The 24487-nt window shown below is 60.3% G+C and carries 20 protein-coding genes; 10 read left to right on the top strand and 10 right to left on the bottom strand.

Annotation, left to right across the window (positions count from 1 at the left end; genetic code table 11):
* Nucleotides 1-30: 30 nt before the first annotated feature.
* The 3 genes from AC522E_RS22085 to dsbD all read right to left on the bottom strand — a co-directional run bounded on the left by AC522E_RS22085 (nt 31) and on the right by dsbD (nt 3075).
* Nucleotides 31-603 (bottom strand): DsbA family protein, encoded by a 573-nt coding sequence (locus tag AC522E_RS22085; RefSeq protein ID WP_500750804.1) that lies wholly within the window; start codon nt 601-603, stop codon nt 31-33.
* A gap of 103 nt (nt 604-706) precedes the next feature.
* Nucleotides 707-1198 carry a thioredoxin family protein gene (locus AC522E_RS22080; protein WP_500748368.1) on the bottom strand — a complete coding sequence of 164 codons (492 nt, stop codon included), beginning with the start codon at nt 1196-1198 and terminating at the stop codon, nt 707-709.
* The gene (gene dsbD, locus AC522E_RS22075) at nt 1195-3075 is read right to left on the bottom strand and encodes a protein-disulfide reductase DsbD (protein WP_500748367.1); all 1881 of its coding nucleotides are present in this window, start codon (nt 3073-3075) and stop codon (nt 1195-1197) included. The genes AC522E_RS22080 and dsbD overlap by 4 nt, the downstream gene beginning before the upstream one ends.
* A 95-nt stretch (nt 3076-3170) precedes the next feature.
* Here dsbD and AC522E_RS22070 point away from each other — a divergent pair, with 95 nt between their 5' ends.
* A complete protein-coding gene (locus AC522E_RS22070; RefSeq protein ID WP_500748366.1) occupies nt 3171-3830 on the top strand; it encodes a winged helix-turn-helix domain-containing protein in 660 nt (219 codons plus the stop codon).
* 1 nt (nt 3831) lies between these two features.
* Nucleotides 3832-5226, top strand: coding sequence for an ATP-binding protein (locus AC522E_RS22065; protein ID WP_500748365.1), 1395 nt, complete (start codon nt 3832-3834; stop codon nt 5224-5226).
* A gap of 41 nt (nt 5227-5267) precedes the next feature.
* Here the strand turns inward: AC522E_RS22065 and AC522E_RS22060 are convergent, their stop codons facing one another.
* The 4 genes from AC522E_RS22060 to AC522E_RS22045 form a co-directional block, all read right to left on the bottom strand.
* A complete protein-coding gene (locus AC522E_RS22060) occupies nt 5268-6179 on the bottom strand; it encodes an MBL fold metallo-hydrolase (RefSeq protein WP_500748364.1) in 912 nt (303 codons plus the stop codon).
* A gap of 67 nt (nt 6180-6246) precedes the next feature.
* Entirely contained in the window at nt 6247-6705 is a 459-nt protein-coding gene (locus AC522E_RS22055; protein WP_500748363.1) for a DUF6691 family protein, read from the bottom strand.
* Between the two features lie 3 nt (nt 6706-6708).
* Complete coding sequence (locus AC522E_RS22050) at nt 6709-7134, bottom strand: YeeE/YedE family protein (protein ID WP_500748362.1); 426 nt, start codon at nt 7132-7134, stop codon at nt 6709-6711.
* Nucleotides 7135-7147: 13 nt separating this feature from the next.
* The gene (locus AC522E_RS22045) at nt 7148-7483 is read right to left on the bottom strand and encodes an ArsR/SmtB family transcription factor (protein WP_500748361.1); all 336 of its coding nucleotides are present in this window, start codon (nt 7481-7483) and stop codon (nt 7148-7150) included.
* 137 nt (nt 7484-7620) lie between these two features.
* On the opposite strand from AC522E_RS22045, the gene AC522E_RS22040 reads away from it, so the two are divergent.
* The 7 genes from AC522E_RS22040 to AC522E_RS22010 all read left to right on the top strand — a co-directional run bounded on the left by AC522E_RS22040 (nt 7621) and on the right by AC522E_RS22010 (nt 17511).
* The gene (locus tag AC522E_RS22040) at nt 7621-8079 is read left to right on the top strand and encodes a hypothetical protein (RefSeq protein ID WP_500748360.1); all 459 of its coding nucleotides are present in this window, start codon (nt 7621-7623) and stop codon (nt 8077-8079) included.
* Between the two features lie 445 nt (nt 8080-8524).
* On the top strand, nt 8525-8776 hold the full coding sequence (locus AC522E_RS22035; protein ID WP_500748359.1) for a PepSY domain-containing protein: 252 nt from the start codon (nt 8525-8527) through the stop codon (nt 8774-8776).
* The gene (locus tag AC522E_RS22030; protein WP_500748358.1) at nt 8776-9444 is read left to right on the top strand and encodes a response regulator transcription factor; all 669 of its coding nucleotides are present in this window, start codon (nt 8776-8778) and stop codon (nt 9442-9444) included. The genes AC522E_RS22035 and AC522E_RS22030 overlap by 1 nt, the downstream gene beginning before the upstream one ends.
* Nucleotides 9441-10817, top strand: a complete 1377-nt coding sequence (locus AC522E_RS22025) for a sensor histidine kinase (protein WP_500748357.1) — start codon at nt 9441-9443, stop codon at nt 10815-10817. Before AC522E_RS22030 ends, AC522E_RS22025 begins: the two co-directional genes overlap by 4 nt.
* Nucleotides 10818-11028: 211 nt before the next feature.
* Nucleotides 11029-11598 carry a cytochrome b gene (locus tag AC522E_RS22020; RefSeq protein ID WP_500748356.1) on the top strand — a complete coding sequence of 190 codons (570 nt, stop codon included), beginning with the start codon at nt 11029-11031 and terminating at the stop codon, nt 11596-11598.
* A 180-nt stretch (nt 11599-11778) separates the two neighbouring features.
* A complete protein-coding gene (locus tag AC522E_RS22015) occupies nt 11779-14175 on the top strand; it encodes a phosphoketolase family protein (protein WP_500748355.1) in 2397 nt (798 codons plus the stop codon).
* A 96-nt stretch (nt 14176-14271) separates the two neighbouring features.
* The gene (locus tag AC522E_RS22010; protein WP_500748354.1) at nt 14272-17511 is read left to right on the top strand and encodes a GH36-type glycosyl hydrolase domain-containing protein; all 3240 of its coding nucleotides are present in this window, start codon (nt 14272-14274) and stop codon (nt 17509-17511) included.
* On the opposite strand, the gene AC522E_RS22005 is transcribed toward AC522E_RS22010, so the two are convergent.
* From AC522E_RS22005 to AC522E_RS21995, 3 genes are read right to left on the bottom strand one after another with little or no spacing between them, the layout of a single operon-like run.
* Nucleotides 17475-18911: a glycoside hydrolase family 15 protein gene (locus AC522E_RS22005; RefSeq protein ID WP_500748353.1), complete on the bottom strand. Its 1437-nt coding sequence runs from the start codon at nt 18909-18911 to the stop codon at nt 17475-17477. The two genes, AC522E_RS22010 and AC522E_RS22005, sit on opposite strands and share 37 nt — an antisense overlap.
* A gap of 7 nt (nt 18912-18918) precedes the next feature.
* Nucleotides 18919-20208 carry a glucoamylase family protein gene (locus AC522E_RS22000; RefSeq protein WP_500748352.1) on the bottom strand — a complete coding sequence of 430 codons (1290 nt, stop codon included), beginning with the start codon at nt 20206-20208 and terminating at the stop codon, nt 18919-18921.
* Nucleotides 20209-20218: 10 nt separating this feature from the next.
* On the bottom strand, nt 20219-22048 hold the full coding sequence (locus AC522E_RS21995) for an ABC transporter ATP-binding protein/permease (RefSeq protein ID WP_500748351.1): 1830 nt from the start codon (nt 22046-22048) through the stop codon (nt 20219-20221).
* A 178-nt stretch (nt 22049-22226) separates the two neighbouring features.
* Between AC522E_RS21995 and AC522E_RS21990 the strand changes: the two genes are divergently transcribed.
* Entirely contained in the window at nt 22227-24362 is a 2136-nt protein-coding gene (locus tag AC522E_RS21990; RefSeq protein WP_500748350.1) for a glycoside hydrolase family 3 N-terminal domain-containing protein, read from the top strand.
* Nucleotides 24363-24487 lie beyond the last annotated feature (125 nt).

Genomic DNA, 24487 nt, shown 5'->3' with positions numbered 1-24487 from the left:
GGCAGTTTGGGGCGGAAAGGCGGACGCGGATTACTGCGTGCCGCGGGCTCGGGCGTCGGCGACCGCCTGCCGGAACTGCTCGTAGGTGAGCGCTCCCGATGCCTTGAACGGGCCGATCAGGTAGACCGGCGTTCCCGTCAGCCCGAGCGCGTCGGCTTGGTCGAGATTGCGCTGGAGCAGGGCCTGGATTTCGGCGCCGTGCTGCGTCAGGTCTGCGTTCAGACGGTCCATGTCGATGCCGGACTTCTGGACCGCCTCGGTCATCCTCTCCTTGCTGATCTTCATGCCCGGAGTGTTCATGAGGGCTCGGTGAGCCTCATCGTATTTACCCTGGTACTTGGCCGCAAGAGCCAGCCGGGCGCCGTGGTAGGAGGCTGGTGTCAGAATGGGCCAGTCCTTGTAGACGAGCCGGATCTTGCCGTCCGCTTTGACAATCTTCTCCAGGTCCGGGGCCGACTTCTTGCAGAAGGGGCAGTTGTAATCGAGGAAGGCCACGATGGTGACTTCACCCTTGGGGTTGCCGGCGACCGGCGCTTCGGGATCGTTCAGGATCGCATCGGCCGGGATGGCTTTATCCTGGGCCTGCGCCGGAGCGGCGGGCATGACGACGGCGACGAACAACGCCATCAAAAGAGCAGCGAACAGAGACTGCGTGAGGCGAGGCATGTTTGGCTCCTTGTTCTCTTAGAAAGGACTGATGCCGGGCCTAGAGCCCAGCGCGATTGATCGTGTCGAGGAAGAGATTGGCGTCGACCGCTCCGCTTAGGCGAGTCCTGGGAAGCTCCCGGCCGTCATTGGCGCTGATAGCGAACATCGTTGGTGGCCCGGGCACCTGAAGGTGTTCCATGAGCGCCCGGTTCCCCGCATTGACCGTTGTGATGTCCGCGCGCACCAGAGCGATGCCCTCGAGCCGCCTCTTGATGACGGGATTGGAGAAGACGCGGGCATCGATGCTTTTGCAGATTGGACACCACTCCGCCGTGAAGTACACCAGCACGGGCTTCGTCCGGGCGCGAGCACGCCTGACCGCCGCGTCGAATGCCTCTCGCGTGGTGACATGCGCAAAGGCGATTGCAGCGGCCTGTGCGTGCGCCTGTCGAGGCAGGAGCGCCAAGCCCGGGGAAAGGACTGCGAATGTCAGGAACTTCCGCCGAGGCCATGCGTCGGCGGGGGAACGAGATGGGTTGGCCGTCATCATGCCCCCGCCGCGGTGAGCTTCTGAAGGAAGCCATCCGCATCGATCGTGCCGATCGTTTGGGCGGGAGCGACCTCCTGCCCCGTCCTGGAGTCGAGGAACAAAATCGTCGGCGGCCCCATGACGCGGAAGCGCTGCATCAGCGTCCGGCTGGCCTCATTATAGTCGGTCACATCGGCCCGGATGAACGCCACGTCCTTGAGCCGTGCCTGCACGACGGGGTCGGCGAAGACGCTGCGGTCGATCTCCTTGCACGTCACGCACCACTGGGCGGTGAAGTCGACGAGGATCGGCTTGCCTTGTGCCTGCGCCGTTTGAACAGCGGCGTCAAACTCGGCGGGCGTGGTGGCGTGGGTGGAGGCAGGCTCCAGCGGTGCGGTGGACGCCGACCCGCGAGCAAAAGTCGCTAGCGGCTGGAGCGGGTCCGTTGCTCCGGACGCGGCACCCAACACCAATGTTCCGCCATAGAGCACCGCTGCGATGCCCGCCGCCTTCGCCAGCCGGGGACCGGGACAGGTGGGAGCTGCGTCGAAGGCACCAAGAAACACGCCGGCTCCGATGGCGAGCAGTGCCCACAGGGCAAGCGACAGCTGGGGTGATGCGATGCGGGAGATCATCAGGATGGCGACGCCGAGGAAGACCACGCCGAAGGCCTGCTTGACCCGCACCAGCCAGGGACCCGACTTCGGCAGGGCTTTGGCCCCGATGGTGCCGTACACGATCAGCGGCAAACCCATGCCGAGACCCAGCATGAACAGGGCTGCTGCGCCACGCATCATGTCCCCTGACTGGGACACATAAAGCAGCGCTCCCGCCAATGGGGGCGTCACACAGGGGCTGACGATCAGGGCCGCGGTGAAGCCGAGGGCAGCCGCACCGGGAAGCGATCCGCCCATGCCGGAGGTCCGGCCGGCAATAAGACCGGTCCAGGAGTTGGGCAGCCGGAGCTCGAACAGGCCGAACATCGACAGCGCCAGGACCACGAACAGCACGCTCGTCGCGCCCAGTGCCCAGGGTGTCTGCAGGGCCGCCTGCAGGTTCTGGCCCGACCACGCGGCTGCGACGCCGAGCAGGCCGTAAGCCGCCGCCATGGCCAGCACGTAAGTGGTCGAGAGTGCAAACCCCCTCCCCGCCGACAGCTGGCCACCGCTGCGGGCGAGCATGCCCGACAGGACCGGGAGCATCGGCAGTACGCAGGGCGTGAAGGTCAGCAGCAGCCCGAAGCTGAGGAAGGTCGCCAGGACCGAGACGAGGCTGCCGCTCATCCAGCTATCGGCCTCCCAATTTGGTTGTGCCGGAGCGGCGATGGACGGTGGCGCGGCTTGAGTCGCCGCAGGCCGGGCAGGTTCCGGCGTCTCAGCCCGGAGCGGGGCGGACGTTGCCGACGATCCCCGATCGGCGCCAGTTCGGCTGGACGTGACGCTCGCGGCATCGGCATCCGAAACCACGAGTGTCTTCAGGTCGACGGATTTCGTCACGGGCGGGTAGCAGATGCCCAGCTTCTCGGCGCAGCCCTGGTAAGTGACCAGAAGGGCGCGCACGGCGCCTGCGGCCTCGAGCGCCGTGGTTGTCACGATGGCGTGGGCCGCGTCGTGATAGACCTCGGTCGTGCCGAAGGTCGGATCGTCCTTTTTCTGGCCGGGGCTGGTCTCGACCGGGATTAGTTTCGTGTCTCCCGTCGAGACGATCACTTTGTCGCGATAAAGATAGGTGTCGGGCGCGATCGACCAGTCGAGGTTGACGCTGCCCTGATCGCCCCTGGAGACGCTGAGTTGGAACACCTCATCGGGACCTGGGATCTTGAATTGGGCCCCGGCTCCGCCTGTTCCGAGAACGATTGCCGCGAGGGCGAACAAAATTCGGATTAGATTCTGAGACAAGAGGTTCCCCGCAACAGGACAGCTGTCTCCATCCGCCGGACCAACCTTAAGGCAGCCTTAAGGGGAGCGGACCAGTGAGCCTGTGGAGGTGCTCAATGCGTATTCTCGTGGTTGAAGACGACACGGTACTGCTCGACGGCCTGAAGGTCGGCCTTAGCCTGCTTGGCTTTACGGTCGACACTGTCGCGTCCTGCGGCGACGCCCGCTCGGCACTGGCCGCAGACGAGTTCGATGCCATCGTCCTCGACCTGATGCTGCCCGACGGCTCTGGTCTGGATGTTTTACGGGCATTGCGCCGGCGCCGGGACGCAACGCCGGTCCTGCTGCTGACGGCCAGGGACACCGTGGCCGATCGGATCGGCGGTCTCGACAGCGGCGCGGACGACTATCTCGGCAAGCCCTTCGACCTCGACGAGGTCGCGGCACGACTGCGGGCGATCTCCCGCCGGGCGGCCGGGCGGGCCACGCCAACCGTGTCGTGGAACGGCATCGAGCTCGACCCGGGCCGCCGTACCGTCGAAGTCAGCGGAGAGCCCGTAAGCCTGTCCCGGCGCGAGTTCGCGATCCTCGAAGCTCTCATGACGCATCCCGGCACGGTGCTGTCCAAGGACCAGCTCGCGGACCGCCTCTATGGCTGGCAGGAGGACGTGGAGAGCAACACCGTGGAGGTGCACATCCACCACCTCCGTGACAAGGTCGGCCGCGAAGCGATCGAGACGGTCCGGGGCCTCGGCTACCGCCTTCGGAGCACCTGACGTGAATTCGATCCGCACCCGCCTGTTTGTGATCCTGATCGCCGCCACCGGCTTGATCTGGCTATCAGGGACTGCCTGGATCTACCTCGACAGCAAGCGCCAGCTCGAACATGTGCTCGACACCCGCCTGATGGAGTCGGCCCGCATGGTCAGCTCGCTGGTCACCAGCGGCGAGATCGCGCTGACGGCCCGGGCCGATCAGCCCGCCGCGTCCATTCCCCTGCCCGAGCCGGAGCATCTCGGCTACGAGCGCCAGCTCTCGTGCCAGATCTGGTCCTTCGACGGCCGGTTGATCGGCCGCTCGAGCGGTGCCCCTGACACGGAACTGTCGAACGAGGCGAGCGGCTTCTCGGAACGGGAGGTCAATGGCGAGCCCTGGCGTGTCTATGCCGTTGCCGACCGTGACAAGGGTGTCCGGGTTCTGGTGGGCGATCGCTTGGGGCTGCGTGACCGCCTCGTGGCCGATCTCGTCCGCGGCCTGCTCCTGCCGGCGGCCCTGATGGTGCCGGTCCTGGCCTTCCTGATCTGGGCCAGCGTCGGGCAGGGATTGCGGCCCCTCCGCCGCCTGACGCAGGGCCTCAAGACGCGCGGACCGGAGGACCTGAGCCCGGTCAACGTCGGCAACCCGCCCTCGGAAATCCGCCCCGTGGTCGAAGCCCTGAACGGCCTCTTCGGCAAGGTCGTCGCGGCCCGCGAGCACGAGCGCAGCTTCACGGCCTTTGCGGCCCATGAGCTTCGCACTCCTTTGGCCGGGCTGCGCACGCAGGTCCAGATTGCCCTGGCGGCAAAGGATCCGGAGACGCGCGAAGGGGCCCTGAAGCAAACCCTCGTCGCCGTTGACCGCACCAGCCGGCTCGTGCGCCAGCTGCTGGCAATGTCAGCCCTCGATGCTGCGGCGGAGAACAGCGAAGCGCAGGAGATTGTGGTTGGCCCCGCCATTGAGGAGGTCGTGGCAAGCCTCGGCGCAGGCAAGTCGAGCATCCGCGTTGAGATCGCCCCGGTGCTCTACCGGACGGGAATCCGGATGAACCGGGAGCTTTTTCATCTCGCCGTGCGCAACCTCCATGAGAATGCGGTTCAGCACTCTCCCGAGGGCGGGCTCGTGAGGTGGTTCCTTGATGAAGATACGAAGCCACCCTCGATTGCCGTGGAAGACGAAGGGCCGGGTATTCCGGCGGATGAGATCGGCCAGGTGACTGACCGGTTCTTCCGCGGACGCCATCGCAGCGCCGTGGGCAGCGGCCTTGGGCTTGCCATCGTCGACACAGCCCTCAAGCGTGCGAGAGCCTCTTTCGTGCTCCGGAACCGGCAGGATGGCGCCGGAGCAAGGGCCGGGTTCGGACTGACGCTGGTTGAAAGCTCCGGGGACAGGGCAAGCCAATCCGAAACTGTGTGATCGGAGGCGCAATTGGGTGCGCATGGCTCCGGTTCTATGGCTTATTCGTCCCAGGGAGCTTGGCCGAGGGCATCGAGTGGGATCTTGAGGTAGCGTTTGCCATTGTCTTCAGGCTCTGGCAGGCGACCGCCGCGGATGTTCACCTGCAGCGCGTTCAGGATGAGCTTCGGCATTGGCAATTCACGGTCGCGGGCCTCTCGCAGGGCCAGGAACTCCGTTTCGGTCCTCGCTTTCACGAGGTGCTTGTTCTCGCGCCGCTGCTGCGCAACCGTGCTCTCCCACCTCGGCTCGCGTCCGCCCGGCCGGTAGTCATGGCCTGTAAACAGGCGTGTCTCGTCCGGCAACGACACGATGCGCTGGATGCTCTGCCACAGCGCCTGGGCCGAGCCACCCGGGAAGTCGGCACGGGCTGTGCCACTATCGGGCATGAAAATCGTATCGTGGATGAAGGCGGCATCGCCAACCACATAGGCGATGGAGGCCAGCGTATGGCCGGGCGTGAACATTACCTCCACGTCCAGAGTGCCGATCTTGAAGCGCTCGCCGTCGGCAAACAACTTGTCCCATTGCGAGCCGTCGGTCGGGAAACTAGCAGGCCAGTTGTAGATGCACTTCCAGAGCTTCTGGACCTCGACGACCTTCTCGCCGATGGCGGTTGGAGCCCCGGTCCTGTCCTTGAGGTAGCCGGCCGCCGAGAAGTGGTCGGCATGCGGATGCGTATCGAGAATCCACTCGAGCGAGTAACCCTCATGCTCCACGTGAGCGAGAAGCTCGTCGGCCGACCAGGTCGCGGTCGCTCCAGACTTGGGATCGAAGTCGAGCACCGGATCGATGATGGCGCACTTCCTGGTCTCGGGATCCGCAACCACGTACTGGACACTCCCGGTGCGTTTTTCATAGAAGCCCGTCACGAGGGGACGGCCATGCAGGGACGACGAGGTCTGGGGCGACATGAACACTGCTCCTGTCAACGGACGTAAGTATCCTCTTGAGGTTTGATGCGGCGGGGTGGAGCCGTCCTCAGCCGTCCACGCCGGCGGCCTCGCGCCGGAAGGTGACCTGGGGCCAGTCCGCAGGTACGAGCCGGAAGATGGCCATGCCGACGATCATGGCGGCCACGAAGGCGAAAATTTTGGTCGGGCCGAAGGTCAGGCCGACCAATGCTGGGCCTGGGCACAATCCGACCAGCCCCCAGCCGATGCCGAACAGGGCGGCCCCGGCGATCAACCGCGGATCAAGGTCGCGTCGGGTCGGAATTTCAAGACGCGGCGCCAATACGGGCAAGCCGCGGCGCTTGGCGACGAGATAGCCAAGCGCCGAGACCACGACGCCGCCGCCCATGACGAAGGCGAGGCTCGGGTCCCAATGGCCGAAGATGTCGAGGAAGCCGAGCACCTTGGCCGGATTGACCATTTTGGAAACGATCAGTCCGAGGCCGAACAGCAGGCCGGAGGCGAAGGCGGAAAGGATCAGGGGCATGGGCTACATCCCGATGACATGACGGGTGACGAAGACGGTGGCGACGGCGGTAGCCATGAAGACGCCCGTGGCGACGAGGGAGCGGGGCGAGCCCCGGCCGATGCCGCAGATGCCGTGGCCGCTGGTGCAGCCGGCCCCCAGACGCGTACCGAAGCCGACGATGAGCCCGGCCACGATCAGCAAGGGCAGGGATGCATCAAGTTCGACAGGCGGCAGCGTGCCGCCGAAGGCGACGTAAGCCAGAGGCGCGACGAACAGCCCACCAAGAAAAGCCACTCGCCATCCGACCTCGCCCCGGGCTGGACGAAGCAGCCCGCCAAGGATGCCGCTGATGCCGGCGATGCGCCCGCTCAGCACGAGAAACAATGCGGCCGAGGAGCCGATCATCAGGCCCCCAATCAGAGATGATACCGGGGTAAAGTCTTCCATGATTGACTCCCCGTTAGGCCGAGTTGCCGGACTTGGCCTGCTCGCAGTACAGCGCATAGAGGACACCAAAGAGCTGTTCGATGCGCGGGTCGGCGATGCGGTACCAGACAGTCTGGCTCTCGCGCCGGGTCGCCACAATGCCCTCCTCGCGCATCTTGGCCAGATGCTGCGACAGAGCCGACTGCGACAGCCCGACAGCTTCGGCCAAGGAGGTCACATTGGCCTCGCCCCATTCCACGAGCCTGCACAGGATCATCAGACGGCGTTCGTTGGCGAGCGCTCGCAGGATGTCCGCGACTTCTGTCGCCTTCCTCTCAAACGTCTCAAGATCGAGTTCTGGACGGAGCATGCCACACCTATTCGATAAGTTTGGACTAATTTAGCATTTTCTTATAAATATGCAAGGACCCTGTCCGGGGCCGGGCCACCGGCGTGGAACTGACCGGCCATCGCCCCGTTGCTCCTGTTATTGCAGGAAGCCGAACCATGGTCGCGAGCACAGTCGAACGGGTCTCCAGGCATACAGGGGAAGCCATCAACCGGCAGATCATGCGGGAGATCGCGGAGAGCGTGCGCTGGCACGCGACTTACCCTGAAGGGATCGACCGCCGTTTGCGCGAGTTGGATCGGGAGTGGGACGTTGAGCGGACCCTGGAGGCCAACGCCTCAACCCTCGCCTTTACCGGCGTGATGCTCGGGGCGGCGGTGGACCGGCGCTGGCTCGCCCTCCCGGCGCTTGTGACCGCGTTCCTGTTCCAGCATGCGGTGCAGGGCTGGTGTCCACCCCTGCCAATCCTCCGGCGGCTTGGATTCCGCACAGCCCGCGAGATCGATACGGAGCGGTATGCCCTCAAGGCGCTGCGCGGCGATTTCGGGCCCATCGGGCCGGGGCCCCACGACCATGACAGCCGAGCCAGCCACGCCCTACAGGCGGCCCGGCTGTGAATTGCCCATCTCAATGTTCCGAATGCCGGATGAACAGTAGGGCCTTTCCACTGAGACCTAACCATGAGCGTAGAAGTCTGATCGCTTTGCCCGGTGCTACACCGGTCAGTATGAGAGCCTGCTACGAACGCAGTCGGCGGAGATCATGTTGCCAGCGCTGTCAATGATGTGATCCGTGCGCCGGAGCTTCTGAGAGATCTTCAGGCGGGGCAGCCGCGGACGCCAGAATCGTTGCAGGCAAAATCATGAGTAAGGAGTGTATCCGCGGTGGAGACCCACCATTCGCACGGTCCGGACCGACGTTCTGGCACAGCTCCGCTTCCATGACCCACCGGTCCCTGTCAGCAACCTGACAGCCTCGAAGGACTATCGTGGCACGATGTTGCGCATAAACCGGAGAGATCTGATCTGCTGTATCCTGTGCATGGCCGGACCTTTTTTTGTCATGCCTGCTTGGGCTGAGCGCGACCATGACCGCGCCCGGCTTGCGGTGGAACGGGGCGAGGCCCTTCCACTTGTGGCCATCTTAGAGAGAATGGGATCCGACCTCGGTGGCGAGGTCATCGACGTATCGTTCGAACAAAAGCGGGGCCGCTGGATGTATGAGTTCAAAGTGGTCCGGCCTGGCGGCACACTGGTCGAGATTTATGTCGATGCAGCCTCGGGGGAGATCCTCAAGCAGGAGGAGAAGCACTGATGCGCATCCTGCTTGTCGAGGATGATCCCCGCATCGCCCGAAAGATCCAAGCCGTGCTGGAAGGGGCAGGCTATGCGGTTGATCCGGTAACCGATGGCGAGGAAGCTTGGTTTCGTGGCGACACGGAGGATTACGACCTTGCCATCCTGGATCTCGGCTTGCCGAAGATGGATGGCCTCTCCGTACTGAAGAAGTGGCGGATGTCCGAACGGAACTTTCCCATTCTGATCCTGACTGCCCGGGGCGCCTGGGTGGAGCGTGTCGAAGGGATCGATGCGGGTGCCGACGACTATCTGACCAAGCCATTTGCCATGGAGGAGCTGCTTGCTCGCACACGAGCTCTTCTGCGCCGTGCAGCGGGACGGGCCTCGCCGATCCTCTCCAGAGGTCCTGTCACACTCGATACGCGCCAGATGCGAGTGACAGTGGATGATGTGCCGATCAACCTGTCGCCGCTCGAGTACCGTGCCCTGGACTACTTGATGCATCATGCCGGGCGGGTCATTTCGCCAGGAGAGTTGATGGATCACCTCTATGATCATGATCATGACAGGGACCCTAACGCCATCGAAGTTCTCGTAGGCCGACTACGCCGTAAGCTTGGCGTCGATCTGATCAAGACGCGACGGGGCTTCGGTTATCTCGTTCCTGAAAATGCGGCTCCATGAGTCGGCGTTCGCTCAGGCTCAGGCTCATCGCGGCAGGCGCTGCTTCCATTGCCGTAGCCATGGCGATCGCCGGCGTCGCGCTCCTTCTCCTGTTCGAGCGACATGTTGAGCGTCGGATGGTTCTCGAGCTGGAAGCACATCTTCGCCAGCTGGTAGGAGGTCTCGAGCGGACGCCCGACGGATCGCTTCAGGTTGGACGCCCTCCTGCCGAATCGCGTTTCCTGGAGCCCCTGAGCGGATTATACTGGCAGATATTAGTGGAACCGGATGGGCAGGTCCTTCGCTCCCGTTCGCTTTGGGACGCCACACTCCCATTGCCCGAGGACCGGCTCTCGGATGGTCAGTTTCATCAGCATACAATTCCCGGCCCAGCCGGTGACTCTCTGCTTGTGGTCGAGCGCGAGCTCAAGCTGCCGCCGAGTCTCGGGCAAGCGAATGTTCGGGCTGCAGTTGCGATCAGTCGATCCGAAATTCACCAGGCGGGACTGGCCTTCGCTTCCGATCTGATTCCCTCCCTGATTGCCCTTAGTTTGTTCTTGATCGCAGCCGCGTGGATTCAGGTTACGGTCGGTCTTCAGCCTCTTGATGCCATCCGGCGCAGGCTGGCAGCAATCCGCTCGGGACAGGAGGCTCGCCTGGGCGACGCTTTCCCCGTGGAGGTCCGGCCACTTGCCCGGGAGGTCGATCATCTTCTCGAAGCTCAGGAGAAGGCTATCGCCCAAGCACGAGCGCGGGCCGGCGATCTTGCTCATGGCTTAAAGACTCCGCTGACTGTCCTCGCCGCAGACGCGGAGGAGCTCGACGCGCGCGGGGAGAGCGAGATGGCGCATGAAATTGCGATGCTCGCCGACAGCATGCGCCGCCATGTCGAGCGCGAGCTAAGCCGCGTGCGCGCCAGTACCCGGACATATGCCGGCAATCCTCTTACCGTGCGGCCCGTTCTCGACCAAGTCATCGAGGTAATGCGTCGTACACCGGGCGGCCAAAGGCTCACATGGGAGATTGAAGTCGATGACGATTTAAAGACGACGGTCGATGCTCAGGACCTTGCCGAGATGCTGGGGAACCTCGTCGAGAATGCGGCTCAGTGGGCAGCCCGCCATGTTCGCGTCGCAGGACGTGGAGAAGGAGAGGCGATCGTCCTCTCAGTGGATGACGACGGGCCAGGCATCCCGGGCCACGAAATTGAAACGGTTCTCGCACGCGGAGGACGTCTGGATGAAAGCGTGCCGGGGAGTGGCCTTGGGCTCGCTATTGTTGGTGATCTTGCCGAGATCTATGGTGGCTCTCTCGCTCTTGCGAGATCCCCGATCGGCGGCCTGAAGGTTGAGCTTCGCCTCCCAGTGTACCGAAATGCTCACCAGGTGGGATGAGAGCCGCTGACATCTCGCTGTGGAGCGATGTCAGCGATCCGACAGTCAGGAGGATCTAGGAAGAAAGCTCCCGGGAGATACCTCCAGCCTCCCATGCATAAGGGCCTTCGGGATTGATCGAACGCAATCCGGTCGGCTCTGCCAAGTGTTAGAATGTACCTAGCTGTCCAACTAAATCTGGGCCGCCTCTATGACGCCAAGGATGATCGCAATGGCTGCTGAAACTGCACTAAGAGCTCCAGATCCGTCGGAATCGCGTGAAAGAGTTTCATCGGTCCCGAAGTACTCCAAAACTCTCATTGCTCTACATTGGATCACCGCCCTGCTCATCCTGGCAGCTTGGTTCACTGGCGAGGGGGGCCGGCAGGTTCGTCTCAATCCGCCCCTGCTGCATTTTTCCCTGGGCTTGGCAACGCTGCTGCTTGTTGCGCCCCGCTTGATCGCCCGCTGGCTCGGCGACGCTCCCCGCATTGAGGATATCCAGGGCCCCTGGCTTAACCTGGCGACCAAGATTGGTCATGCCGTACTCTATCTCTTCATGATCGGCCTGCCGATTACGGGCTGGTATGCTGCATCGCGACTCGGCGTTTCGGTTTCGTTCTTCGGCATTCCACTGCCCGCCATCGCTGCATCGGTCCAGGGGCCTCCCGGGCCAATTGCCGAGATTCACGAGACGGGAGGCACGCTCATCCTCATCCTTGCCGGGCTCCATGCCCTTATCGCCCTGTGGCATCAGTTCGTGCTTCGGGACGGCACGCTGCAGCGCATGAGCCCGATCTAACCTCGGCAATCGAGATATGGGCGGAGTTGAATCCTGTCCGAAGCTGCACTCAATGGAAACCGATGCGGACCCGGGATTGCGAGCGATTGCTCGGATCAAGGAAGCGAGGCATCTTATCCTCCGGTCGAGCATAATCACCAGACGGCACGCAGGGAACGAGGCTATTTCGAAGATCGGATAATGATGCAGTCATCGGAAATGCCGCTCAATCATGACGATTTGAACAGGATTGACGCCTATTGGCGGGCCGCGAACTATCTTTCCGTGGGCCAGATCTATCTCTTGGACAACCCCTTGCTGCGGCACGAATTGAGGCCCGAGCATGTAAAGCCGCGCCTGCTTGGCCATTGGGGCACCACGCCCGGGTTGAATCTTATCTATGCTCACCTGAATCGAGTCATCAAGGCACGGGACCTCAACATCATTTACGTGTGCGGGCCTGGGCACGGCGGTCCTGGTATGGTCGCCAATACCTATCTTGAGGGGACTTATAGTGAAATCTATCCAGAGATAACGCGGGATGCCGAAGGCCTCAAAAGACTCTTTCGGCAATTCTCCTTTCCGGGGGGTATCCCGAGCCACGCCTCCCCGGAAACGCCAGGTTCGATCCATGAGGGAGGAGAATTGGGGTACGCACTCCTCCATGCCTACGGCGCCGCCTTCGACAATCCCGACCTGATTGTCGCCTGTGTGATCGGGGATGGCGAAGCGGAAACGGGACCTCTCGCAGCCGCTTGGCACTCGAACAAGTTCTTGAACCCTACCCGTGATGGCGCCGTTCTTCCGATCCTCCATCTCAACGGGTACAAGATCGCCAACCCAACGATCCTGGCCCGTATCGATCGAAGCGAACTGGAGAAGCTACTGACCGGATACGGATATGAGCCCCATTTCGTCGAGGGGACAGAGCCCGAAGCGGTCCACCAGGCCTTGGCCAAGGCTCTCGACGCTGTCCTCGACAGGATCATGTTCATCCAGAATACCGCCAGAAATGGAGAAAAGGCCGAGCGTCCCCGCTGGCCGATGATTGTGCTAAAGACGCCTAAGGGCTGGACTGGGCCGAAACAGGTGGACGGGCTCAAGACCGAAGGCTTCTGGCGGTCGCATCAAGTCCCTCTTGCAAACGTTCGAAACGATCTCGCTCATCTGAAGCAGCTCGAAGAATGGTTGCACAGCTATCGGCCAGACGAGCTTTTCGACGACATTGGCAGGCTCCATTCCGAAATTGCCTCGCTGGCACCTGCCGGCGAGCGCCGGATGGGATCCAATCCCCATGCGAATGGCGGCTTGCTGATGCGTCCGCTTCGCTTGCCGGACTTCCGTGATTTCGCGGTCCGGGTTGATGCCCCTGGAAAGGCGACCGGCGAAGCGACCCGTGTCCTCGGAACCTATCTCCGGGACATTGTCGACCTGAACGAATCGGAGCGAAATTTCCGGGTCGTCGGTCCGGATGAGACGGCCTCGAATCGCCTCGACGCAATCTTTGAGAAGACGGATCGCGCCTGGATGGCCGCTATTCTGCCGGAGGACGTTCACCTTGCGCCGGAAGGGAGAGTAATGGAGGTCCTTAGCGAGCATCTTTGTCAGGGATGGCTCGAAGGCTACCTGCTGACCGGCCGCCACGGCCTGTTTTCATGCTACGAGGCATTCGTCCACATTGTGGATTCAATGTTCAATCAGCATGCCAAATGGCTGAAAGTCTCCCGGGAGCTGCCTTGGCGTCGTCCGATAGCGTCGCTGAATTATCTGCTCACGTCCCATGTCTGGCGCCAGGACCACAATGGATTCAGCCACCAGGATCCCGGTTTCATCGACGTCGTTGCGAACAAGAAGGCAGAGATCGTCCGTATCTATCTTCCGCCGGATGCGAATTGTCTTCTTCATGTAGCAGCGCACTGCCTGCAGACCTATGACCGCATCAACGTAATCGTCGCCGGCAAGCAACCAGCTCCTCAGTGGCTGACAATTGACCAGGCGGTCGCGCACTGCAGCGCCGGAATTGGAATCTGGACCTGGGCAAGTTCCGATCATGGAGCCGAGCCAGACGTGGTGATGGCCTGTGCCGGCGATGTCCCAACCCTTGAGGTCCTCGCAGCGGTCGATCTCCTTCGTAAGCATGCTCCTGCCTTGAAGGTGAGGGTCATCAATATCGTGGACCTGATGACCCTGCAGTCTCCGGACGAGCATCCGCATGGACTCAGCGACCGTGACTTCGACCTCCTCTTCACCAAAGACAAGCCAGTCATCTTTGCTTTCCATGGATACCCCCACCTCATCCATCGGCTCGTCTATAAGCGCTCGAACCACGACAACTTCCATGTTCATGGCTACAGGGAGGAGGGCACCACAACGACCCCCTTTGACATGGTTGTGTTAAATAAGCTCGACCGCTTCCACCTGGTGGAAGCGACTGCACGGCGCGTCCCACTCTTGGCGCCAACCGCTGCCTACATCGTACAGTCGGTTCGCGACAAACTTATCGAGCATAAAAACTACATCTCGCGCCATGGTGAGGATATGCCGGAGATCCGCAATTGGGGGTGGCCCTATCAGACCGCGGCTCAGGCTGGGGATTGAGAGCACCTGCATGCTCAAGGGACCTGAGGATCCGAGCCTGTGAACGAGTCACGCACGAGACGTCTATGGACACCTACAGAGGCGGATCTCCGGCTATTGCGCGTGCGCAATCGGACCGGGCTCGAGGTCAGCCTGCTTCCCAATGGTGCGGTTTTTGCGCTTGAACATGAAGCCGATCAGCGTCGGATCATGATCAACCAGGTTCTCGGCTCGTCCGTTGGCGGCGGGTTAGGTCGTGTCTATGTTCGAATTGGTCAACCTGACCCGGCAATCTTTCAGGTCATTGGGCCAAGCGCCCACTGTCGCGTCGGCACTGGCAAGGACCGTATCGCGTGGGTCGGCGAGACCCGTGGCATCCGCCATTGCGTTACACTCTGGCTCCATCCCTCGATGAACACATGGTTCTGGAGGGTCGAGCTGCAAAGCGCGCGGGATATATCCCTCTCATGTGATGCTATCCTCGTCCAGGACCTCGGTCTCGGCGGGCGTGGCTTTCTGATGAACAACGAAGCCTTCGCATGCCAGTATCTCGATCATCATATCGCAGTTCATCCCGATATTGGCCGGGTCATCATGACCCGGCAGAATTTGGCGCAGGATGGTGTACATCCCTGGGTTGCTCATGGTTGCCTCGAGCGACCAGCAGGGTTTGCAACCGACTTTCGGCAGTTCACGGGCCCAGCTTACCGTGACGCTGCCGACTTCGATCATCCATTCGGAACGGATCTCGAAACACACCGCCTTCAGCATGAATGCGCATGTGCGGCCCTGCAGGCTCCCGTGAAAGAACTCTCGCCCGGCAGCAGCCTGTCGTGGAATTTCTTCGGAGTATATCAGCCGGACCATGCGGGAAGATCGAGCGACGCCGATCTTTCAGGCATTGACGTCGTTCAGCAGGCCAGCAGGGATTATAAGCCACATATCCCGCAACTTGGACAACCCGTTCGGAGTCTTATCGACGACGCACGGCCATTGGCCGTGCTTTCTTTGAGCGATGCAGAGATTGACGAGCTCTATCCTGATCGCCGCCAGACCGAGATCTGCGAAGGCCAAGTCCTGTCGTTCTTTACAAAAGCTCAAGCACACAGCCGCCACGTCGTCCTTCGCGATAAGGAGCGAAGCGTGCTCCGAAGACATGGGGAGCTGTTGCGAAGCGGCTCCGACGTCCTACCAAGCGATGAAACCCTCTGCGCCACCTGCTGGATGCATGGCGTTTTCGCGGCGCAGCTTACGATCGGCAATACATCATTTCATAAGCTCTTTTCGGTATCGCGGGATCCCTATAACGTCATGCGCTCCAGCGGATTGCGGATCCTGATGGATGATGGCGAGGGATGGCGTCTGTTGACGGTCCCTTCCGCTTTCGAGATGGGCTTGTGGGATTGCCGCTGGATCTATCGACAGGACGATAGGACGATCACTGTCTCTGCCACAGTCGCCGGCGATGCGCCCGCCATGCAATGGCGCGTCATGGTCACAGGTGTTCCTTGTCGATTCCTTGTCGCTGGCCACCTCGTTCTCGGAGAGCGCGAGCTAGAGTTTTCGAGTTCGATCATTGTCGATGAAGTCCGCAAACGCTTCATCTTTCGGCCCAGCAAGGAGCAGCTTTGGGGCCAGCACTATCCCCAATCCGTCTATCAACTCGTAACGAGCACACCCGAGTGTATTGAGGCCATTGGAGGGGAGGAGCTGCTCCGGGTCGAAGGAGGCTCTCCAGGAGGGGGCTTTATAGCAATTCGGACCGTTAGCACGAATGATCTGTGCTTTGCGGTTGTGGGCTCGCTGGCGAGAGAGGAGGATGCGGATCGACTGGCAGGAAAGTATGAGCGACCCGTGGACGACGCGGCCATGCATGTCTCTTCCGCCAGTTATTGGGAAGGCCTCACTCGCGGCATCCGTTTAATGAGCGATAGGATTGATGCCACGGTAGAAGCGGCCGACACCGTCCTGCCATGGTTCGTCCATGATGCGATGGTGCATCTGACCGTCCCGCATGGCCTGGAGCAATATACGGGCGGGGCTTGGGGCACGCGTGACGTCTGCCAAGGGCCTGTCGAATTGCTTCTCTCACTAAGGCATGACGAACCGGCCAAGGAGATCCTGCGCATAGTCTACGCTCAGCAGTACGAAAACCTGGGCGATTGGCCGCAATGGTTCATGCTGGAGCCATATTCCATCATCCAGGATCGGCACGCTCATGGCGATATCCTGGTATGGCCACTTAAGGCTTTATGCGACTATGTGGAAGAAACGGGTGATCTGGCGTTTCTAGACGATCAGGTGGCTTGGCGCCGCGAGAGCGATCTTAAGAGAACAACCAATACTGACTCCCTTGAGGTTCACGTCGATAGGCTCATCGATGTCGCCCGGAGCCGCTTCGTGGCAGGCACCTGCCTGATCGGATACGGGAACGGAGATTGGAACGACTCGCTTCAACCTGTCGACCCGTCGAAACGAGATTGGATGGTAAGCAGTTGGACGGTAGCACTTCTGTATCAACAGCTTCGCCGCTACGCAGAGATCATGCGCCGGATCAGGAAACCTGAGAAAGCCGCAGGCTATGACGCCGTCGCAGAGCAAATGTGCCATGATTTTCATCGCTACCTCGTCCGTGACGGAGTAGTGGCGGGATACGGATTGTTCGACCCCAGAGGTGGCTTGCCGGAGCTTATTCTTCATCCACGGGATGTCAGAACCGGTGTCTCCTTCTCTCTAATTCCAATGACGCGGGCGATTCTTGGCGACCTCTTCACGCCGAAGCAGGTGCAGCATCACTGTTCGCTCATTCGCGAACATCTGTGCTTTCCCGATGGCGTTCGTCTGATGGATAAGCCGATTGCCTATCATGGAGGGCTTGAAACGACTTTCCGGCGGGCCGAATCTTCAGCATTTTTTGGACGCGAGATCGGCCTCATGTACGTTCATGCTCACCTTCGATATGCAGAAGCGATGGCATTGCTCGGCGACGGCGAAGCATCCTGGCAAGCACTTGCCGTCGCCAATCCAATATCGGCAACCGACTGTGTGGTGAATGCTGCACTTCGACAGCGCAATGCATACTTCAGCAGCAGCGATGCAGCTTTCTGCGACCGATATGAGGCAAGCGCGGAATGGAGCCGCGTTAAGGCGGGGACGATTCCCGTCGACGGAGGATGGCGGATCTATTCAAGCGGGCCGGGCCTTTATATGAATATTCTAATCCGACATGTCCTCGGCGTTCGGCGTTACTTCGGCGAGCCTGTTTCAATGCCGTGTCTACCGACCTCGTTACAAGGCTTGAGTCTGGAATGGCTGCAGCCTTACGCTGACGGCGAGAAGTCTGCGCTAGATGCTTGAACGCAGCGCGATCTGCAGGAAACAGCGGTCAGGAAGGCCGCATAGCTCCAGGACAAATGTTTGGCTGACGTCTGCATGCCCGTTGTTTGGTCGAACTGCTCTGACAAAGCGCCGCTCGGCAACGTATAGGTTCGTACGGTTTCCAGAATGGCGTCACCTGAGCGGATGGCCGCCGCCGCGACTTGGTCTCTGGGCGAAGAGTCCCCTGTTCCGACGAGGCGCAGCCGAAAGCCAAGGTTCTCCCGTGTATTCGGCATCTCTGCGCCAGTCTGCAGTGCGTCTGCAAGTCTGAAATAGAACTCAGCCGCAGCAAGGGTTGCAAAAAAATAGGCGCCGCCACTGTAATAGGAATCGTTCGCATACCGGCCTAGGGCGGGCCCCTTATCTATGGAACGGTTGCGATTGATGGCGTATTCAACCTCAAACAGCTCTTCGAGAGCGTTGAGAGTCGCCTGGGCGCGTGGATCAAGGACGCTGTGTGGACCATTCGGCCGCCCGGTGTGAATGATCCCCAGGATAACAGCTATATCGAGGTCCTTGTCGCTAGGGTTGCCCGCCACGCCGGAGCGGGATCGATAGATACATCGTGCGTCATCCCAATACGTATCGAGACGCGATAGGATTCTGTTGACCATGGCACGCAGGTCTTGGGCACGGTCCCCCTGCCCTACCGCACGATGCCAATCCATGCTCTCGGTGAGAGCCTGCGCCTGAACCAGCAGGGTGTAATAGTGCCAGCCTCTCTCCTCCTCCCAAATGTCATACGAAGATTGGTCAACTCGGGATAAAGTGAACGCCAGATCGGCTTCGATCAGGCGTTGCATCTTGGCACGTAACGCACGCTCGGATGGTCGAATATGATTCCACCAGCGCAGTAGGGCGAGGAGCCTGAGCGCCGGTCCATCGGACTGCGGCCGCGACCATCGTATGAAGTCGAGAGTCCCATCCACGTTGACGCGCGTATCCCCTGAAATTTGGGCGCCCTCGACGGAAGCAATTTCATCATCCGGACGCAAATACTGAAGAAACCATGGTTTCACCCTCGATCTGAAGTCTGTGCTTTGGAGAAAACTCTGTCCATTCAGCGAGAATAGAGACAGACTGAAGTCCACGAATTCCTGGAATCGGCCTTCCAGTGAGGAATCGGCATACCCATCGTCCATCGCCACACGCAAGGCATCGACGACAATCGCGGAATCCCGGAACCAGTGGAAGAAGTAGTCCGGATCAGGGTCGTAGGAAGCCGGAATCGGCGAAGCAAGGACTGAGCCAGGACTTGGAACGACTGTCTGCCCAAAACCAGTTCGCTCTTTCACGAGATGGGTTGCCGAGATCGCACTCGCCATTGTCCGAGCTGCATACCGCGCTTCGGATGTGATCCATTCATCCAGTTCTGTCATAGTCGCCTCATGCCCAATGCGGACTGGAGAAGCCGAGTTTTTTCATGCCGGTCTGGACCTCCGGTATGCTCATGAACAGTTGCCAGAGAAGGCCACTCCGGTAGTTCTCGATCATTGCAACGACGGGCCCCTGACTGATGGCGAGGTATGTATCAGCGTACCACTCGTGCTCCTCGCTGAAGGCATCCACGAACCCAAAGCGTCCCCAGATCCGATCGCCGAGATTCTCGTAGAAGTTCCGAATTGCACTCATTGCTTCGGACGGAGCATAGGGCAGGCTTGCTATAGCGGCCGCAGGGCTAATGACACCCAAATCATTGTCTGGTGCATGAGCTGCGTAGCCGCCGATTGTATCACTCGCCGTAAGTCCCCAGCAGGCCGGCCCATAGCCCACATAGCCATGTGGGTTACGGACGCAATGGGCATAGTTAATCAGTGTATGATTCACATTCTGCTGCCAATAGTCCGCGTAAGAATCGGAAAGCCCCCGGGGGTCGATGCCGCAAAAGGAGAAATGCGCGAAGAACAGCGGACCTCCCCAGGCCGGTCCGAGCGGCAGGTAAATGCCATCGAAACTACACCGGTTCAGGAACTGCCGACCTTCCGCCCACCCGTCCCTATAGGCCTCAAACGAGATTGGGTAGCGGGGAGATGAAGCTGCAAGCACGTAGGACATCAGGCATTCATTCCAACCCCGGACCTCGTGATTGAGTGCCCAACCGTTGTTGGGGCTCCAATGCCAGGTCAGCACTTTGCGGTTATCGCGAGTAAACCAGTCCCATTCGGCCTCCTGCCAAAGGTTGGTCACACGTTGGCGCAGTTGCGTCTCGTCCGCAGCGTCGCCGCTGAAATAGGCACGTGCGCAGAGAAGGCCTTGGAACAGGAATGACGTTTCGACGATATCGGCCCCGTCATCCTTACGGCTGAAAGGAATCGTGGCGCCCGTGGCACCATTCATGAAGTGAGGAAACATTCCATGATAGCAGGTGGCCTGCTCGAGACACTCGAGCATCGCCGTAAGCCTTGCCACAGCATCCTTCCGTTGGACCCAGCCTCGCTCGCAGGCGACGATGACGCTAAGAATGCCGAAGCCCGAGCCTCCGACACTGACTATTTCGTTCGCCGGATCATGGAGAAGACTACTGCGATCGCGTGCAAGCCCGCTGACCGGATGCGCTCCTTCCCAAAAGTAGCGAAATGTCTGACGCTGTATAGCGTCAAGCAACTCCGGGTCGGAAAGTCCATGGGACCGGGGAGACGTCTGCAGCCGATTCTTGGCTTTGAGCGGGTGAGACATGGATGTCCTTCTATCCAAAAGGGATGGTTTCCCAGGCAGGCTTCGGCTGAGCCGGTGCCCCCTTCCGATAAGCTGGCTTGAAGGCACGGCCATGCGGATCCGTGGTGATATGAAGCGAACGGGTAAAGAATCCGATCTCTGCTTCGGCATGACCTACGTTGATGAGGCCGATATCGGCAAGCTCTGCGAGGAAGAGAGCCTCAATCCGCTTTCGAGAAATGCGATCAAGTGCATCGAGCGACTCGTCCAGCACAAGCCATTTCGGCTTCTGAAGAACGGCGCGTGCAAAAGCGAGACATTGCTTTTCATCTCCCGTCAATCGTCGGTCCCACCGCTCCGTCCGGTCGAGTTGCTTCGCATATTGTTCCAGACCCACGCTCTGGAGCGCAGCAACGATGGCTGCGTCCTCATAGACTTGTGCTGAATCGGGATAGGTAACGCATGCGCGAAGTGTGCCAGGTGGGATATAGGCGTGGTCCGGCATGAACATAACCGAGCGGCCCGTTGGGCGCGCAATAAGTCCGCTTCCCCAGGGCCAAAGGCCGGCGAGAGCTCGGAACAGCAGCGTTTTACCGGCGCCAATTTCACCGATGATGTGAATACGCTCGCCAGGTTGAAAGACGATCTTGCTCTCGCTCAGCCTAATGCATCCGACAGGCGACGCGATTTCGAGGTCCTCTATGCGGAATGCGAAATCATCGCTTCCGGCATATGTGATGCGGCCCGTCGTTTCTCCGATCTTATCGATCTCGATCAACGCTTCGCGGAAACTCCCAATACGGAAGAAAGTGGCATGCCAATCGGCGATGGCGGAAAAGTTGTCCACGAACCACCGCAATGCCTGCTGAACCTGGTTGAAGGCGCCAACCGCCATCATGAGTTCACCAAAGCTCATGGTTCCCCAAAAGTAGCCTGGAGCCGCGACCAGAATTGGAGCAACGAGCGTGAACCATCCATAGCCTGCGGTGATCCAGGTAAGACGCGTGGTTGTCTTGACAATACGGCGGATTATCTCAAGCACTGTCCCGAAGACGACCGTTAGATAGCGCTTTTCGTCGTCTTCGCCTCCATTCAACGCTATTCCATCGACATGTTCGTTGACCCGCACCAATGAGAAGCGGAGCTCCGCCTCTCGCGCATATCGTTCAGCGTTCTGGCCGACGAGCGGGCGGCCGACTTTCCAGCTGAGGAACGAGGCGGTCCCGGCATAGAGGAGTGCACACCAGACCATGTAGCCAGGAATGACGAAGCTGTGCCCGGCGAGCGACAGTACCATGCCATTCGAGAGGCCCCAGAGAACGCCGATGAAACTGAGAAGCAGAAGTGTGGCTTGGAGAAGACCGACCCCCAGGTCGGTGGTAAGTTCGGTGAGGTGCCGCGCATCCTCATGGATGCGCTGGTCAGGATTGGCGCCGATCTCGCCGGCATTTGAAAGCCGGAAGGCACGCAGGGGGCGCAGCCATTCATTCAGCAGATCGTCCACGAGAACTTCTCGAAGCGTTACCTTCGTGGTCTGATTGAGCCATGTCTGGGTGACGTTCAAAACGAGCAGAAGACCCGCAATGATCACGAAAACACCCAACTGATTTATGAACTCGGACAGGTTTTTGCGCGAAAGCGCGTCATAGAAAGGTTGATTCCAGGCATTGAGCCGAATCTGCCCATATGCGGTCGCGCCAACGACGACTATAAGCGCCACCACCAGGAAAAATATCTTGCCCCGTTTGGAGGAAGCACGGAATGAGAGCATCATTTCCATGGTTGCCGAAATCCGACCTTGCTCCGGCGACCTGTCCAAGCCGCCCCTGAGATCACGGGCTTTGCCAAGGCGCTGTGCCATCGAACCCCTGCCTTCTATTTCCGATCCGCTTGAGCGAATGAAAATATTCGCAATATTTCAAATAAATTCATTCCTATCCGAATGAAAGCTATCTTTCTATTTGGCAGGGTAAGTTCTCTGTTTACAAGAAGAATCACTCGTACCGGCACGTCACTCAGGCGCCTACCCAGGGTCTCCAATGAAGGACATAGAAGCACTTCTCAGGGCCATGACCATTGATGAGAAGATCGGCCAGCTCAATATGGTCGCATCCACTTACGCAGTCACGGGTCCAAAGGTGCCTGGAGACGTCCAAGATGATGTTCGCAATGGTCGGGTTGGCAGTCTCCTCAACCTTTGGGGGGCTGCAGAGGTTCATGCCGTACAACGCCTCGCGGTGGAAGAGACCCGGCTTGGCATCCCGCTTCTCATCGGACTCGATGTGTTGCATGGCCACCGTACGATCTTTCCGGTTCCGCTCGCGGAAGCCTGTCTGTTGGACCCGGTAGCGTGGGAAGAGACGGCCCGGGCTGCGGCCCTCGAGGCGACACGAGACGGGATCTCCATGACCTTCGCGCCCATGATTGACGTTTCACGCGATCCGCGGTGGGGACGCATCGTGGAAGGGCCGGGCGAAGACCCATGGATTGCCTCTCAGTTTGCAATGGCCAAAACACGCGGCTTCCAAGGCAACGACCTCGCACATCCGGAGAACCTCGCGGCTACGGCAAAGCACTTCTGCGCGTATGGCGCCCCTATCGCTGGACGGGAGTACGCCTCTGCAGATGTCTCAGAGCGGACGCTTCGCGAAGTCTATCTCGTGCCTTTCGCGGCGGCTGTCGAAGCTGGAGTTGCGGCTATCATGCCCGGATTCAACGACATAGCTGGGATACCCATGACGGCTCACACACGCCTGCTTCAAGGTTGGCTCCGTGACCGCAACGGCTACGAGGGTGTCCTGGTCAGCGACTACAATGCGATCGCCGAACTTTGCAATCATGGTGTTGCGGCAGACCTTGTCGAGGCCAGCGCCTTGGCTCTAAAGGCCGGAGTCGACATCGACATGATGAGCGAAGCATACCTTCGCGGCTTACCCGTCGCATTTGAACGTGGCCTCATCAGCTTAACAGACATCGACCGCTCTGTAAGGCGGGTCCTATCCCTCAAGAAGCGCCTTGGTCTATTCGATGATCCTTACGCTCGAGGGTCAGGTGCGGTAGAACTGGCATCGAAAAAGCATAGACATTTGGCACGGGAGGTCGGGCGGCGGGCCATCGTGCTCCTGACCCATAGGAATGGTGTGCTACCCCTGTCTTCCGAAGCCCGGCGCATTGCAGTTGTTGGCCCATTGGCAGCTGCGACAGGAGAGATGCTCGGATCGTGGTCTGCGGCCGGGCGCGCTGAGGAGGCAATACCTTTCATTGACGCGCTTACAACAGCTATGCCCCTGTGCCGGATCGATGTAACCGACGGCGTGGATATTGACGGGCAGGACGACAGCGCCATCCCGTCCGCACTGAATGTCTGTGCCGGGGCGGAGACCGTGATACTCTGTCTCGGTGAAGCTGCTGCAATGAGCGGAGAAGCGGCGAGCCGCGGCGACCTTGCCCTGCCGGGGCGACAGCGCGAACTCGCGGAGGCGGTCTTTGCGCTCGGCAAGCCCGTAATCGTGTTGCTATCCTCGGGACGACCTCTCACGCTTCCTTGGCTCTTCGAGCGCGCAGACGCTGTTCTCGCGACCTGGTTTCTTGGCAGTGAAGCCGGGCATGCCATTGCCGATGTTTTGACGGGTCGGTTCAATCCGACAGGACGGTTGCCGATCTCCTGGCCATGTCACGTGGGACAGGTACCAATCTTCTACGCTCAGCGCCCATCAGGGCGCCCAACGAAGGATGGCGAGCGCTATACGAGTTCGTACCTTGACCTTCCTGCGGCGCCGCAATTTCCTTTTGGACATGGATTATCATACAGCGACTTCAAACTGACTGACCTGCGCTGCGAGCCGACCTGCGCAAAGGCTGGCGGCAGCGTGACGGTTTCGATCACAGTCGCAAATTCCAGCAAAATAGCTGGCGAGGCCACCCTTTTCCTCTTCGTGCGAGATAGGGTTGCGAGCGTGGCGAGGCCCACTCTTGAGTTGAAAGGGGTGCAAAAGATTCAACTCGCCGAAGGGGAACATGGTGTCGTGACATGGTCACTGAGTATCAATGCCTTGACCTTTATCGGCCAAGACCTGGAACCGGTTCTCGAGCCTGGTCATTTCGAGATACTTGTTGGAGAGAATGCCGATCCAGCTATGTGCTTGACCACGAGCCTGCATGTAATCTCACAGTGAGGTGATTACCAAGAAGACTCCAATGACTAGTCTGCGCAACGCGAGCTCACTCAGCTTTTGAAGTCATCGCTGGTCGCGCCTCCAAGAATGTCAGCGGCGTTCAAGAGCCTCAAGGGGTCGGTGGC

The organism is Microvirga sp. BF8 (genome assembly GCF_059888585.1).
This window is presented reverse-complemented; position numbering and strand designations above follow the sequence as displayed.

What these genes read in the sequence shown, in the direction of transcription:
- AC522E_RS22040 (WP_500748360.1), top strand. Translation starts at nt 7,621, where the DNA reads ATGGTCGCGAGCACAGTCGAACGGGTCTCCAGGCATACAGGGGAAGCC.
- AC522E_RS22080 (WP_500748368.1), bottom strand. Translation starts at nt 1,198, where the DNA reads ATGATGACGGCCAACCCATCTCGTTCCCCCGCCGACGCATGGCCTCGG.
- AC522E_RS22055 (WP_500748363.1), bottom strand. Translation starts at nt 6,705, where the DNA reads ATGCCCCTGATCCTTTCCGCCTTCGCCTCCGGCCTGCTGTTCGGCCTC.
- AC522E_RS22070 (WP_500748366.1), top strand. Translation starts at nt 3,171, where the DNA reads ATGCGTATTCTCGTGGTTGAAGACGACACGGTACTGCTCGACGGCCTG.
- AC522E_RS22035 (WP_500748359.1), top strand. Translation starts at nt 8,525, where the DNA reads ATGCCTGCTTGGGCTGAGCGCGACCATGACCGCGCCCGGCTTGCGGTG.
- AC522E_RS22085 (WP_500750804.1), bottom strand. Translation starts at nt 603, where the DNA reads ATGCCCGCCGCTCCGGCGCAGGCCCAGGATAAAGCCATCCCGGCCGAT.
- AC522E_RS22000 (WP_500748352.1), bottom strand. Translation starts at nt 20,208, where the DNA reads ATGTCTCACCCGCTCAAAGCCAAGAATCGGCTGCAGACGTCTCCCCGG.
- AC522E_RS22030 (WP_500748358.1), top strand. Translation starts at nt 8,776, where the DNA reads ATGCGCATCCTGCTTGTCGAGGATGATCCCCGCATCGCCCGAAAGATC.
- AC522E_RS22020 (WP_500748356.1), top strand. Translation starts at nt 11,029, where the DNA reads ATGGCTGCTGAAACTGCACTAAGAGCTCCAGATCCGTCGGAATCGCGT.
- AC522E_RS22060 (WP_500748364.1), bottom strand. Translation starts at nt 6,179, where the DNA reads ATGTCGCCCCAGACCTCGTCGTCCCTGCATGGCCGTCCCCTCGTGACG.
- AC522E_RS22005 (WP_500748353.1), bottom strand. Translation starts at nt 18,911, where the DNA reads ATGACAGAACTGGATGAATGGATCACATCCGAAGCGCGGTATGCAGCT.
- AC522E_RS22015 (WP_500748355.1), top strand. Translation starts at nt 11,779, where the DNA reads ATGATGCAGTCATCGGAAATGCCGCTCAATCATGACGATTTGAACAGG.
- AC522E_RS22050 (WP_500748362.1), bottom strand. Translation starts at nt 7,134, where the DNA reads ATGGAAGACTTTACCCCGGTATCATCTCTGATTGGGGGCCTGATGATC.
- AC522E_RS22045 (WP_500748361.1), bottom strand. Translation starts at nt 7,483, where the DNA reads ATGCTCCGTCCAGAACTCGATCTTGAGACGTTTGAGAGGAAGGCGACA.
- AC522E_RS21995 (WP_500748351.1), bottom strand. Translation starts at nt 22,048, where the DNA reads ATGGCACAGCGCCTTGGCAAAGCCCGTGATCTCAGGGGCGGCTTGGAC.
- AC522E_RS22025 (WP_500748357.1), top strand. Translation starts at nt 9,441, where the DNA reads ATGAGTCGGCGTTCGCTCAGGCTCAGGCTCATCGCGGCAGGCGCTGCT.
- AC522E_RS21990 (WP_500748350.1), top strand. Translation starts at nt 22,227, where the DNA reads ATGAAGGACATAGAAGCACTTCTCAGGGCCATGACCATTGATGAGAAG.